Annotated in this window: 13 protein-coding genes; 3 read left to right on the forward strand and 10 right to left on the reverse strand. The window is 55.1% G+C overall.

Annotated elements, in window-relative coordinates:
* Positions 1-22: 22 nt before the first annotated feature.
* Positions 23-2,398 carry a phosphoenolpyruvate synthase gene (gene ppsA, locus QHL1GM_RS04470; RefSeq protein ID WP_071693398.1) on the reverse strand — a complete coding sequence of 792 codons (2,376 nt, stop codon included), beginning with the start codon at positions 2,396-2,398 and terminating at the stop codon, positions 23-25.
* A gap of 255 nt (positions 2,399-2,653) precedes the next feature.
* Here ppsA and QHL1GM_RS04475 point away from each other — a divergent pair, with 255 nt between their 5' ends.
* The gene (locus tag QHL1GM_RS04475) at positions 2,654-3,487 is read left to right on the forward strand and encodes a pyruvate, water dikinase regulatory protein (protein WP_071693399.1); all 834 of its coding nucleotides are present in this window, start codon (positions 2,654-2,656) and stop codon (positions 3,485-3,487) included.
* Between the two features lie 28 nt (positions 3,488-3,515).
* Here the strand turns inward: QHL1GM_RS04475 and QHL1GM_RS04480 are convergent, their stop codons facing one another.
* The 4 genes from QHL1GM_RS04480 to QHL1GM_RS04495 form a co-directional block, all read right to left on the reverse strand.
* Positions 3,516-4,094 (reverse strand): hypoxanthine-guanine phosphoribosyltransferase, encoded by a 579-nt coding sequence (locus QHL1GM_RS04480; RefSeq protein ID WP_009286922.1) that lies wholly within the window; start codon positions 4,092-4,094, stop codon positions 3,516-3,518.
* 49 nt (positions 4,095-4,143) lie between these two features.
* On the reverse strand, positions 4,144-5,175 hold the full coding sequence (nagZ, locus tag QHL1GM_RS04485; protein WP_071693400.1) for a beta-N-acetylhexosaminidase: 1,032 nt from the start codon (positions 5,173-5,175) through the stop codon (positions 4,144-4,146).
* Positions 5,176-5,238: 63 nt separating this feature from the next.
* The gene (locus QHL1GM_RS04490; RefSeq protein ID WP_071693401.1) at positions 5,239-5,775 is read right to left on the reverse strand and encodes a L,D-transpeptidase; all 537 of its coding nucleotides are present in this window, start codon (positions 5,773-5,775) and stop codon (positions 5,239-5,241) included.
* Positions 5,753-6,445 carry a TetR/AcrR family transcriptional regulator gene (locus tag QHL1GM_RS04495; protein ID WP_071693402.1) on the reverse strand — a complete coding sequence of 231 codons (693 nt, stop codon included), beginning with the start codon at positions 6,443-6,445 and terminating at the stop codon, positions 5,753-5,755. The genes QHL1GM_RS04490 and QHL1GM_RS04495 overlap by 23 nt, the downstream gene beginning before the upstream one ends.
* 267 nt (positions 6,446-6,712) lie before the next feature.
* On the opposite strand from QHL1GM_RS04495, the gene lexA reads away from it, so the two are divergent.
* The gene (gene lexA, locus QHL1GM_RS04500) at positions 6,713-7,393 is read left to right on the forward strand and encodes a transcriptional repressor LexA (protein ID WP_071693403.1); all 681 of its coding nucleotides are present in this window, start codon (positions 6,713-6,715) and stop codon (positions 7,391-7,393) included.
* Between the two features lie 9 nt (positions 7,394-7,402).
* On the opposite strand, the gene QHL1GM_RS04505 is transcribed toward lexA, so the two are convergent.
* Both QHL1GM_RS04505 and purU read right to left on the reverse strand, forming a co-directional pair.
* Positions 7,403-8,074 carry an energy-coupling factor ABC transporter permease gene (locus QHL1GM_RS04505; protein ID WP_071693404.1) on the reverse strand — a complete coding sequence of 224 codons (672 nt, stop codon included), beginning with the start codon at positions 8,072-8,074 and terminating at the stop codon, positions 7,403-7,405.
* A gap of 24 nt (positions 8,075-8,098) precedes the next feature.
* On the reverse strand, positions 8,099-8,953 hold the full coding sequence (gene purU / locus QHL1GM_RS04510) for a formyltetrahydrofolate deformylase (protein WP_071693405.1): 855 nt from the start codon (positions 8,951-8,953) through the stop codon (positions 8,099-8,101).
* A 230-nt stretch (positions 8,954-9,183) separates the two neighbouring features.
* On the opposite strand from purU, the gene QHL1GM_RS04515 reads away from it, so the two are divergent.
* Complete coding sequence (locus QHL1GM_RS04515; RefSeq protein WP_071693406.1) at positions 9,184-10,794, forward strand: ribonuclease J; 1,611 nt, start codon at positions 9,184-9,186, stop codon at positions 10,792-10,794.
* Positions 10,795-10,892: 98 nt separating this feature from the next.
* Here the strand turns inward: QHL1GM_RS04515 and moaE are convergent, their stop codons facing one another.
* The 3 genes from moaE to mobB all read right to left on the reverse strand — a co-directional run bounded on the left by moaE (position 10,893) and on the right by mobB (position 12,774).
* A complete protein-coding gene (moaE, locus tag QHL1GM_RS04520) occupies positions 10,893-11,360 on the reverse strand; it encodes a molybdopterin synthase catalytic subunit MoaE (protein ID WP_302847851.1) in 468 nt (155 codons plus the stop codon).
* Positions 11,361-11,362: 2 nt separating this feature from the next.
* Entirely contained in the window at positions 11,363-12,160 is a 798-nt protein-coding gene (gene moaC, locus QHL1GM_RS04525) for a cyclic pyranopterin monophosphate synthase MoaC (RefSeq protein WP_071693407.1), read from the reverse strand.
* Between the two features lie 65 nt (positions 12,161-12,225).
* The gene (gene mobB / locus QHL1GM_RS04530) at positions 12,226-12,774 is read right to left on the reverse strand and encodes a molybdopterin-guanine dinucleotide biosynthesis protein B (RefSeq protein WP_071693408.1); all 549 of its coding nucleotides are present in this window, start codon (positions 12,772-12,774) and stop codon (positions 12,226-12,228) included.
* Positions 12,775-12,783: the final 9 nt, after the last annotated feature.

Raw genomic sequence — 12,783 nt, forward strand, 5'->3', positions numbered from 1 at the left:
GTAAAAGCTAAGGCGGGCTCGATTAGTCGATTTTTTGCCCTGCCAGCATAAACCACGTTTCTATTACCGCATCGGGGTTGAGTGAGACAGAATCGATACCCTGCTCCATCAACCATTTAGCCAGATCGGGATGGTCTGAAGGCCCCTGACCGCAGATACCAACATATTTGCCCTTCGCCTTACAGGCTTGAATTGCCATGGCCAGGAGCTTTTTAACCGCCCCATTACGCTCGTCAAACAGGTGCGCAACGATGCCCGAATCACGATCCAAGCCTAGCGTTAGCTGGGTCAGATCGTTTGAGCCAATGGAGAAACCATCAAAATACTCGAGGAACTCATCGGCCAGTAGCGCGTTGGCGGGCAGCTCACACATCATAATCACTTTAAGGCCGGTGGGGCCGCCACGCTCGAGGCCATTGGCTGCGAGCAGCTCTACCACCTCACGCGCTTCATCGGTGGTGCGCACAAAGGGCACCATAATTTCGATATTCTCGAAACCCATCTCTTCACGGACCCGCTTGAGCGCCCGGCACTCTAGTTCAAAGCAGGGACGGAATGCCTCTGAAATGTAGCGCGATGCACCCCGGAAACCGAGCATGGGGTTCTCTTCACCCGGCTCATAGAGCTTGCCGCCAATCAGGTTTTCGTATTCGTTGGATTTAAAGTCGGACAGCCGCACGATGACGCGCTGGGGGTGGAACGCCGCCGCCAACGTCGAGATACCTTCAACCAGTTTATCGACATAGAAGCTGACCGGGTCGGTGTAACCCGCAGTACGTAAATCGATCACCTGCTGCAAGTCAACCGGCAGCGTGTCGTACTCCAATAGCGCTTTAGGGTGGACGCCGATCATGCGGTTAATGATAAATTCCAAACGCGCTAAGCCCACGCCTGCGTGAGGCAGACTGGCAAAACCAAAGGCGCGATCAGGGTTGCCCACATTCATCATGATTTTAAAGGGTATTTCCGGCATCGCATCAACGCTGGAGACTTTGCAGTCAAACTCCAGCAGACCCTCATACACATTGCCGGTGTCGCCTTCCGCACAAGAAACCGTGACGTCGATACCCTCTTTTAACTGAGTCGTCGCATCACCACAGCCTACCACCGCGGGGATACCCAATTCACGGGCAATGATCGCTGCGTGGCAGGTACGCCCACCGCGATTGGTGATGATCGCGGAAGCACGTTTCATGATCGGCTCCCAATCCGGGTCGGTCATGTCGGTGACCAGGATATCGCCATCATGGATCTTATCCATGTCGTCCGGGCTTAGCACGACTTTGACGGTGCCCCGACCAATGCGCTGACCAATCGCCCGACCAGTGATTAGCGTGCGGCCCTTCTCACGCAGCTGGAAGCGCTCAAGTTTGCCGCCCTCCTGCTGAGAGACAACTGTTTCAGGACGCGCCTGAACGATGTAAAGCTCACCGTCATCGCCGTCCAACGCCCACTCAATATCCATGGGTCGCTGGTAGTGCTGTTCAATGGTCATCGCCTGACGGGCCAGATCCATCACCTGCTGATCATTGATACAGAAACGGACGCGGTCGTTATGGGGCACATCGACGGTTTCAACCGATTTACCGGCGCTGGCATCTTGGCCGTAAACCATCTTGATCAGCTTGGAACCTAAATTACGGCGCAGCACCGCTGGGCGGCCGGCCGCCAGGGTCGGCTTGTGCACGTAGAACTCATCCGGATTGACTGCACCCTGCACCACGGTTTCGCCCAAGCCCCATGAGCCAGTGACGAAAACGGCATCTTTAAAGCCGGATTCGGTATCCAGGGTGAACATAACGCCTGCCGCGCCGGTCTCCGAGCGCACCATTTTCTGTATGCCTGCCGACAAGGCGACATTTTCGTGGGCGTAGCCACGATGCACGCGGTAGGAGATCGCGCGATCATTAAATAGCGAAGCGAAGACTTCGTGCACTGCGCGCTTGATGTTGTCGAAGCCTTCGATATTCAGGAAGGTTTCTTGTTGGCCTGCAAAGGAGGCGTCGGGTAGGTCTTCGGCGGTAGCTGAGCTGCGCACGGCCACTTTCAGTTGCGGATGCTGTTGCTGCAGTTGACCGTAAGCATCGCGCAGGGCCGCTTCAAAAGTAGCGGGCAGCGGTGTATCGATGATCCATTGGCGTATATTACGACCCGCTTCGGCCAGCGCCTTAACATCGTCGACATCCAGGCGCGCCAGGGTGGCATTAATGCGATCGTTTAACCCTTCGTGGGAGAGAAATTCACGATAAGCGTGGGCGGTGGTGGCAAAACCGCCAGGAACCGTTACGCCAGCACCGGACAGGTTAGAAATCATTTCACCCAGCGAGGCGTTTTTACCACCTACGCGTTCGACATCCGCCATACCCAGCTGATCGAACCACAGAATGTACTCTTCCACGTAACCCCCTCGCTCTAGATATCGGCATGGTTTTGAAGACCATGGATAATTGACCAAGACACCCTAGCACCGCGCCAATATATTCGCCATTGGTCTAATAGCGAAGGGAGTGGAGGATTTTTACAACAGCAGAGCTTTTTGGGCTATTTATGTAGTCAGGCGCATGCGACGCCGAAATGACAACCGATGATGACCCGTTGTGCTGGCAAACGGCTCGGCTCACAATAGCCGGATCACTCACCAGTGGATTTCGTTATGAAACGTACGGCTTTTTTTATTTCAGATGGCACCGGCATCACAGCGGAGAGTTTAGGGCGTAGCTTGCTGGCCCAGTTCAGCGATGTTGAAATCGATATGCAGACCAAGCCCTATATCGATACGCTGGAAAAAGCTCAGGCGTTAGCAGCGATTATTGAGTCGACGGCCAACCGCGATGGCCATCGCCCGATCATTATCGACACCATTGTGGATCAACAAATTCGCGACGTTATTCGTCAGGCATCGGGCTTCAAGGTCGATATTTTTTCAACCTTTCTGGAACCCTTGGAGCAAGAGCTAGAGACCCACTCCTCCTACAGCGTTGGGCGCACGCACTCAATTGGCAGCGATGACGTCTATATGGATCGCATCCACTCCGTTCACTTCGCGCTGGATAATGACGACGGAGCCCGCACCCACCAATATGATAAAGCGGATATCATTCTGGTCGGCGTTTCACGTTGCGGCAAAACCCCTACCTCGCTTTATCTGGCACTACAGTTTGGCATTCGGGCGGCTAACTATCCGCTGACGGAAGACGATTTAGACGAAGATGGCATGCTGAAGCTACCCAAGGCGCTCTCGCCCCATCGGCAAAAGTTGTTTGGCTTAACCATCGATGCGCGACGTTTGTCGGCGATTCGCAACGAGAGACGCCCCAATAGCCGCTATAGTTCGATGGATCAGTGCTTGCAAGAGGTAGGGCAGGCAGAGTCTCTCTATCGCACCATGCACATTCCTTTTATTGATGCGACGCGCTTCTCGGTGGAGGAGATTTCAACGCGGATGATTGCCGAAACTGGTTTAGCGAGGCGCTTTTCGCCCCGCTAAGACAATAACTATGAGAGTTCCCAGTGGATCACATGCCTTTGGGGGCAAAAATCCCCGGTGCGTTGCGCCAGTAGCCTTTGTAATCCATACCAAAGCCAAACACATAGCGGTCGGCAACTTCCAGACTGCAGTAGTCAGCTTTTAAACCGGGCACTGCTTTGCGGTTGTGCTGTTTATCCACCAGTACCGCCGTGGTGACACTGGCGGCCTGGGCTTCTTCGCAGTAAGCTAAAATGGCCGCCAGCGTCGCACCCTCATCCAGGATATCGTCAACAATCACTACGTGGCGGCCTGCCATTGGCACTTCCGGGGAAACGCGCCAAAACAGCTCGCCGCCGCGCAGCTCGTTGCGGTAACGAGTAGCATGCAGATAATCCACTTCTAGCGGAAAGCCCAAGCGGGTAAGCAGGTGACCGGTGGTAATCAAGCCCCCATTCATTACGCAGTAAAAAACCGGCAGTTTATCGCCTAAATCCCGAGTAATCTCTTCCGCCATACGATCTAGCGCCCGCTCTACCTCTTGCTGGGAAATTAGGCAGTCGGCGTTATCCATCAGTTCGCGCATCGAGTCCAGCGACTCTAAGGCTTCTTTATCCAACTTTGACATCTACCAACTCCACGGCGGGTTAAAAACTTCATTTATTTAAGTAAGGGGTTTATTCAGCGCCGGGCTTCGGCTTATCCGCTAGCGCTTCCAGCTTAGCGTGGGTACGACGCCATCGGCCCAGTGCACTCAGCGCGTCAAGATCAGGTCGCGCTCGGCTATAACGCAGTTTAGCGGGGCGCTTAGAATTGATTCCTTGGCATGCTTCCATCACTTCAAGCGCAGAGGCTCGGTCGTTACATACCAGCAGCATATCGCAGCCGGCTGCCAACGCTGCCTGGGCACGCGCTTTGGGGTCACCTGCTTCGTGGGCGCCTGCCATACTCAGGTCATCTGAAAAAATGCAGCCTTTGAAGCCTAGCGACTCCCGCAGCATGCCCAACCAGTTGGGAGAAAAGCCTGCCGGGCGTGTGTCGAAAGCAGTGTAAATAACGTGCGCAGGCATGACTCCATCTAACTGCGAGGCTAACTGGGTAAAGGGCACAAGATCGTGCTGTTTAATCACTTCTAGCGGGCGGTCGTCTACTGGCAATGCAACATGGGAGTCCGCAGCGACCCCACCATGGCCGGGGAAATGCTTACCCACTGCAGCCATACCGGCATCGTGAAGCCCTTGAATAAAGGCGCTGCCCAGTTGGGCCACGTGCAGAGGGTCGCCACCAAAACTACGATCACCAATAACGCTGGATAGACCGCTCTCAACATCCAATACCGGGGCGAAGCTCAGATCCAGCCCACAGGCGGCCATCTCCATCCCCAGCAACCAACCGGCATCTTTGGCTAAGACAAGTCCCTCTTCGGGATTCGCGCGATAGCAGTCGCCGATACGCGCCATGGCGGGTAGGCGTGTTAACCCTTCTTTAATGCGCTGAACGCGACCACCCTCTTGATCCACGGCGAGTAGTAAATCAGCACGTACGCGGCGAATATCGCTGCAGAGCTTGCGAACCTGATAGCCATTCTCGACATTGCGGGCAAACAGAATAACGCCCCCTACCGTCGGTTCTAGCAGCAAGCGCTTTTCTGCAGCCGTCAATTTTGGGCCTTCAAGGTCGAGCATGACCGGGCCTAACGGTTGAGTCATCGTGATAGGTCCATTAAAAGGGGCGATGATTCTAGACGATCGTTTAGCGGTGTCAAAACCTGATTAATCAAAGCACTGTCGGCCGCCGTGCAACCAAACCGGGGTGCCCGGCAACGCTAACGAAAAGATGTATAGCAAATCACTATTGCGTAATCGAATACAGCCGTGGGAAGCAGCAACGCCCATGGGCTCTTCAGGCGGCGTTCCGTGTAGATAAATATAGCGCCTTTGTGAGTCCACCTGACCACCGCGGTTGACGCCCTTTTCTAACCCGCAAAGCCACAGGATACGAGTCAAAATCCAGTCACGCTGTGGATGAGCTTCGGCAAGCGCGGGTGAAAACGTCTCGCCCGTCCAGCGACGGCCTCGAAAGACCGCATTTTCGGGCATACCGCCACCAATGGCCGCGCGCACATAGTGCCAGCCGTGGGGTGTTTTACCACTGCCATTGAGCTGCCCGCTCCCGGCGGCCCCGGATGAAATCGAACACTCATGGAGCACTTTCGGCCCGCGCCAACAGCGAAGCTGCTGTTGGGTAGTATCAATCTCCAGCCAGATATTCTCGGTCGGTGGTAACTCAGCTAGCGTAGGCGTTCGCATGTTTTCCTTCTTCTGGCTTGCCTTCTTCAAGGGCCAGGGGTAACGGTGCATTCATGGCAGCCACGACTACCGGGAGCAACCGTCTTACCAAATCACGCACAGATACCTGTTCGTGATAATCCTTCTCCGCGATATCGCGAAGTGCGTCAAGGCCAGACAGGGTAAATATTACCGTGCCAAGCATAAAGTGTAGCCGCCAAAAGCGCTCTGCGTCAGGAAGGTCGGGGGTTGCTTTACGCACAAGCTCGCTGAAGCGGGTAAACACATCGCCATACTCTTGCTGGATATGGCGCCTGAGATGCCCCTGCGCTTGACTGTAGGCAAGGCCGAGCAAGCGCATAAATACTTTTAAACTATTGCGTTCGGCGGGCACCGCAAGAACGGTCGTGGCCATGGTTTCGAGCAGTGTTTCAAGCGGGATAACGCGCCCAGCGTGTTGACCTTCCAGCTCATCCAGCGCGGTATGAAAACGTTGAGTAAAAGGATCCAGGTAGCGGGAAAAAACTGCCTGGATCAGGGCTTTTTTCGAACCGAAATGGTAATTAACAGCGGCTAAGTTAACCCGCGCTTTGCTAGTGATGTTGCGCAGCGAAGTTTCGGCAAAACCCCGCTCTGCAAACAGCACCTCGGCGGTGTCGAGTATACGGGTCACCGTATCAGATTGAGCCATGTCGCTCTCCAGGGAAACAGGTGTTTAAAACATAGCAAAATACTATGCCATAACGTAGGCGGGCTCAACGCTTGATTTATTGACAAAATGTCACGCATTAAATAAGCAGAAACTTAGTTTCAAACGATTAGGAAAAATGCATAGACATCGGCAATAGGCACTGGCAGGCCATATACTGGACAGAGGAACATACTGTATACTTAACCACTTATTGATTAAGTCGACATTTAACTTGTTACTGTCTATTCACTATTTATGGAGTCTGGTATGTCGCGTCCGCTAACCGCTCGCCAACAGCACGTGTTTGATTTTATTGTTAAGACTATGAGCGAATTTGGCTACCCTCCTACCCGTGCAGAGATCGCCAAAGCGCTTGGCTTCCGCTCCCCCAATGCGGCTGAAGAGCACCTACGCGCGCTGGAACGCAAAGGGGTTATTCGCATTATCCGCAACACCTCTCGCGGCATCCGCCTGCCCAACCAGGAGCCTCAAGAAGTCCTGGATAGTGCAGCCACCACTTTACCTGCAGCCAACATTGAGACGCTGCCTACTGGCCTGCCTGTGATCGGGGAAGTGGCCGCTGGCAGCCCCATATTGGCCGCTGAACATATTGATCGCTACTGCCCGCTGCCGGCCGAATACTTCACCCCCAAAGCCGATTACTTGCTGCGCGTGCGCGGCCTTTCCATGAAGGACATTGGCATTTTGGAAGGTGATTTATTGGCGGTTCATCGCACCGATCGGGTTCGCGATGGCCAGATCGTGGTTGCTCGCCTGGAGGATGAAGTAACGGTTAAACGTTTCAAACGCCAGGGGCACCAAGTGACGCTGTTTGCAGAGAACCCTGACTTCGCGCCCATTGAAATCGACCTACGCTCCCAATCGCTGGATATCGAAGGTGTCGGTGTCGGTGTGATTCGTGGCGGCAACGGCCAGGCACTTGGCTAACAACAGCTGTTACTGCAGGTCGATATAGCGGTGGTCATTGAAAGTGGCCACCCAGTTGGGGTGATAGACCAGCAGAATACTCAGCAGCATGCCGGTTATAAATGCCTCTGAAGGCATTAGTAGCGGTAAGAAGCGCGCGTACTCCTGGGCTAGATAGATGGCCTCTGGGTCGGTTCCTGCGACGATAATCAGCAGTACCGCCGCCAGCCCTCCCCCCAGCGTTGCCAGCGCCGCGCCGAAAAAGCCGCAGGCAAACAGAAAGACCATCAAGTTATCCGGCAGGCGGCGATCTACCAGCCGCCACACCGTGCCAATGACAGCCGCCGGAACGATCCCGGTAACCAGTACATTTGCCCCCAGTAACATCCACTCGTTACGACCAATCACCACCATGGCGATATTGATCAGCACGTTGCTAATCAGCGCTAATGGCGCTTTAAAAACAAGCGTCATCAGCACCGTAAAAACAAGATGCAGCGTTAGCCAATCAACCGCCTGCGCGCGGAGCTGCCACATCAGCATGACCGCCAGCGTGGCGCCCAGCCAGCGGTGCTGAAGCGCCGTGTCCTCAATCAACCCCTGCCACGGCCGCCCCCAAAGTGCCCACGCTATCACCCCTAGCGAGAGTAGCCAGGTAACCAGCAGCGCCCAGGGCGCTAAAACACTTTGCGCGAATGACATAGCGCCCTCTCTGGTTGATGAGCGTTAGCTAAATACCACTGTCTTGTTGCCGTGCACCAAAACGCGATCTTCCAAGTGCCAGCGCAAACCGCGAGCGAGCACGGCTTTCTCAACGTCACGGCCAAAGCGGACGAGATCCGTAGGCGTATGGCAGTGGCTAACGCGATGGATATCCTGTTCGATGATGGGGCCTGCGTCGAGTTCCTCGGTCACATAGTGGCAGGTAGCGCCGATCAGCTTGACGCCCCGCTGGTACGCCTGGTGGTAGGGTTTAGCACCGGCAAAAGAGGGCAAAAAGCTGTGATGAATGTTAATTACTCGCCCCGCATAGCGCGCGCATAGTTCGGGGGGCAGTATCTGCATATAGCGCGCCAGCACCACGCAGTCGGCACGGGCGCTATCGATTTCGGCCTGCACCTTGGCAAACGACGCTTGCTTATTATCCCGGTCGACCGGTACGTGATGATAAGGAATACCGTACCATTCGGTTAGCGAACGCATATCGTCATGGTTGGAGATAACCCCGACAATATCGCAATCCAGCTCCCCCGCTTGCCAGCGGTAAAGCAGATCTACTAGGCAGTGTGACTCCCGTGACACCATCAGCACCACGCGGCGACGCTGCTGGGTATCCACCAATGACCACTGCATATTGAACTCGCTGGCCACCGGCTCAAATGCCGTGCGCAGTGCTTCCACCGACATACCTACCGAATCTGCCAGAATTTCATAACGCATAAAAAAGCAGCCGGTTTCTAAATCGGAGTGCTGGCTGGCTTCGGTAATGGAACCACCCTGCTGGGCAATAAAGCTCGAGACCCGTGCAACAATCCCCACCTGATCAGGACAGGAAACCACTAAACGATAAAAATGAGACATGTGAGCTACTCTTGACCTATTTCTAAGGTAATTATGACAAACCAGCGGCTTAGGTTGCATAGTGTATCGGAAGGCCATGGATGATTGTTAGCCGCCCCTGCCTTCCCGTATAGTTAAGCCACTACTTTTTGGGTTTTTCATAACAGATGCATTCATCACGCGTTCAAATTCGTCCCCGTCGTCGTCCACCGCTGCGCATCTTGCCGCTAGGGGGATGCGGTGAGATTGGAATGAATCTAACGCTATACGGCTACGACGATCACTGGATTGCCGTAGATTGCGGCATGATGATCCGCCAGGATCTTCCCAACTCGCCGCTGCAGGTGCCCAATCTCGACACCCCGAAAACACTGGGGATCGTGCCCAATGCGCTATTTATCACCCACGGCCATGAAGACCACATTGGCGCGGTTGCTTGGCTCTGGCCGATGTGGAACTGCCCGATTTATGCCACCCCGCTGGCGGCTGGGCTGTTGCGCCTGAAGTTTGCCGAACATCAGCTTAGCAGTGCAGCGATCCATGTTATTGAACCTGGAGAGGCACTGGAAAGCGGGCCATTTACGCTGCGCTACCTACTTTTAACCCACTCGATTCCCGAAAGCTGTGCGCTGATTATGATGGCCGGTGGCTATCGCGTTCTACATACCGGCGATTGGAAACTCGATCCTGAGCCGATCATCGGCACGCCGATAAGCGCGGCCCACTTCAAGGCGCTTGCGCCGGTTGATTTAGTGGTAGGCGATTCTACTAACGCCCCCATGCCTGGGCACTCCGGCAGCGAGGGGGACGTTGCCCGTGCGCTGGCAAAAACACTCGCCAAATGCCAGGGCCGGGTAGTGGTCTCCTGCTTTGCCAGCAATCTTGCCCGGGTATTAGCGATAGGACGCGCCGCTCAGAAGTGTGGCCGCCGTATCAGCTTGATGGGCCGTTCAATGGAGCGCATGGTCAGCGTTGCCCGGGGGCTCGGCTATATGGATGATTTGCCGCCGCTGGTGCCCAACCACGACCTAGGTTATCTCCCCCCGGATGAAGTGGTGATTATCGCCACCGGCAGCCAAGGGGAGTCCCGCGCTGCGCTACAGCGTCTAGCCCAAGGGCGCCATCCGTTTGTTGATCTTCAGCCGGGCGATAACGTCATATTTTCGGCTAAGGCCATTCCCGGCAATGAACGCCCCATTGAGCAGCTTAAAAAACGTTTGGCGCACTTGGGTATAAACATTTACGACGAGTTCAATCACCCTGAGCTGCACGCTACCGGGCACCCCGCCCAGGATGAGCTGATCAAGCTGTATCAGTGGGTCAGGCCAAAGCATCTCATGCCAGTGCATGGCGAAGCCCGCCATCAGCAGGCCCATCAGGCTATTGCCAAACAGCTAGGCATTAGCGCTCCGCTGGCGCCGGTGAACGGCGATCTAATCTGTTTTGATAGCCACGGGCTGCGCTGTGAGGCGCGCTATCCGCAGCCGCCCTGCATAGTCAGTCAAAACAGCGTGGTGCCCCACCCAGGCCTGGAGGTGAATGACGCCAACAAGGCCCGTCGCGGCAGCTTATACTTAGCGCTGCCGGTAACTGCCACCGACACCGGATGGGCGCGTATCGGCCGTTTGATGCTGGATGCTTCGGGGGCCAGCCCGCTGGACGAAGATAGCTTTAGCGATTGGCTGGATGATCGGCTTGAGGAAATTGAGGCGGAAACGCTTGCTGACTTGCGCCAAGCACTGCAGCCTCGCTTGGTTCACTGGCTGGCAGAGCATATGCAGCACTTGCCCGACGTGCATCTTCAAATTATGGCCGCCGAAATGCCCGAATCTGCTGCGTATGAAAGTGCCGTTAACCGTTAGAGCTGCATCATTCAACGACGGAAATAAAACCCAGATTGCTTCACTGCGTTCGCAATGACAGTTTTGTGTCATTGCAACGAGCGCAGCGATGCGGCACTTCACTCCCAGCGCGCTGCATCCTGTTGATCGGTGTGACGTTCTTTCACCCAGTACTCGCCCTGAGCAGAGTGCTCTTTCTTCCAGAAAGGCGCCTGGGTTTTCAGATAATCCATAATGAAATCGCAGGCTACAAACGCCGCGCGCCGGTGTGCGCTGGCTACGAGCACACGCACAATCGGATCGCCTGGCGCCAAGTATCCAACACGATGAATAATCCGCACCGCCTGGAGAGACCAGCGCTGCCAGGCCTGTTCACCGATCTCTGTCAGCGTGCGTTCGGTCATTCCCGGATAGTGTTCCAGCGTTAACCCCGTGACATCCGGCGTTTCATTAAAATCACGCACTAGCCCGGTAAAGCTCACCACCGCGCCAATATCGCTGCGCCCCGCTAAGGCGTCGTCATAGCCGTAGGCCATTGAGAACGGGGCTGCTTGAATGGCCACTTTAATATCCAGCTTATTATCCACCCTCACCCCCCTGTTACTGGCGGGAAAAACGCCACTTCGTCATCATCGGTCACTAACGCTTCGTCATTAGCCATGACTTGGTTAATTGCACACAGCGTGCGCTGGTCGGTGAGCTGTTTAAAGCGACTATCCTGCTCCGCCAGTGCGGCCTTTAATCCGCTAATGTCGCGGCTAGCCAGTTGATCAAGGCTCACAACCGCCTCGCTCTCGCCTACCCGCTCGCGCAGTTCGGCTAAAAACTTAACCCGTACGCAGGGTGAAGGGCAGCGCTCGCCCAAGCTAACTTCTCCAGCCACGCCGTCACCGGTGACAATGGGCGCCTGGGAGCTATTGCGCTGGTAGTCGCCGCGCAGGCCACCCTGCTTACTGTCGAGCTGGATGGCCTCGATCCGCATACCTTTATCGACCGCTTTGCACATATCGTAAAGCGTCAAACAGGCTACCGAGACGGCGGTAAGGGCTTCCATTTCAACCCCGGTGCGACCATTCAAACGACACAATGAGGTCACATGAACGCAGGATTCGGCCACATCGATATCGAATTCAACCGACACTTTGGAGAGCGCCAGTGAATGGCAGAGAGGAATCAACTCATGGGTGCGTTTGGCCGCCTGGATACCAGCGATTCGCGCGGTGGCCAGCACATCGCCCTTGGGCAATTCACCATCGCTAAGCAGTTTCAGCGTTTCAGGTTGCATCACAATGCGCCCCGAGGCGACGGCTTCGCGACGGGTTTCTTGCTTATCGCCGACATCCACCATATTGGCTTCGCCACGGGTATTGAGGTGGGTCAGATGCATGTTGTCACCATTGCTGTTTTGAAGACATATGTTTTGAGGACATACGTTTTGAAGACATACTTTTTTTAAGACATAGTATCGTTTTTAGCGCTTAACCAGGCTACTACCCATTGTGCAATCGCTTCGTGATCGTCTAGATCTAACTGGGCCACCGAAGCCGCTAGGGCGATTGGTGGTGGCGCGCTCAGCGCGGCTGCCTCAACCCAAGGCCCGGTTAAAATAGCCTCATCGCCAATGCCATTGCGGTAAAGCACCAGCTTGGGAATCGGCCAAGCCTTGAAACCTTCGACAATCACCAAGTCGGGGTTGTGCGGCGCCATCATGGCAATTAACTGGGCTAAATCAGGCTCTTTCTGGCCAGGGGTTTCCTGCATCAGCGCAAAGCGCTGGCGAGAAGCCACCAGTACCGGCGCAGCACCTGCGCTGCGCAGCTTATAACTATCTTTACCGGGCTGGTCGACATCAAACGAGTGGTGAGCATGCTTAATGACAGCAACTTTCAAACCATACTCACCTAATCGTGGTAGCAGCTTCTCTAACAGCGTCGTTTTTCCGGTGCCGCTCCAGGCAGCAATCCCCAGTACGGGAAAGGGTGCGGTTAGTTCTTTTTCCATGCTGCCAAG

It is taken from the genome of Halomonas sp. QHL1, assembly GCF_001882345.1.
Taxonomy (GTDB): domain Bacteria; phylum Pseudomonadota; class Gammaproteobacteria; order Pseudomonadales; family Halomonadaceae; genus Vreelandella.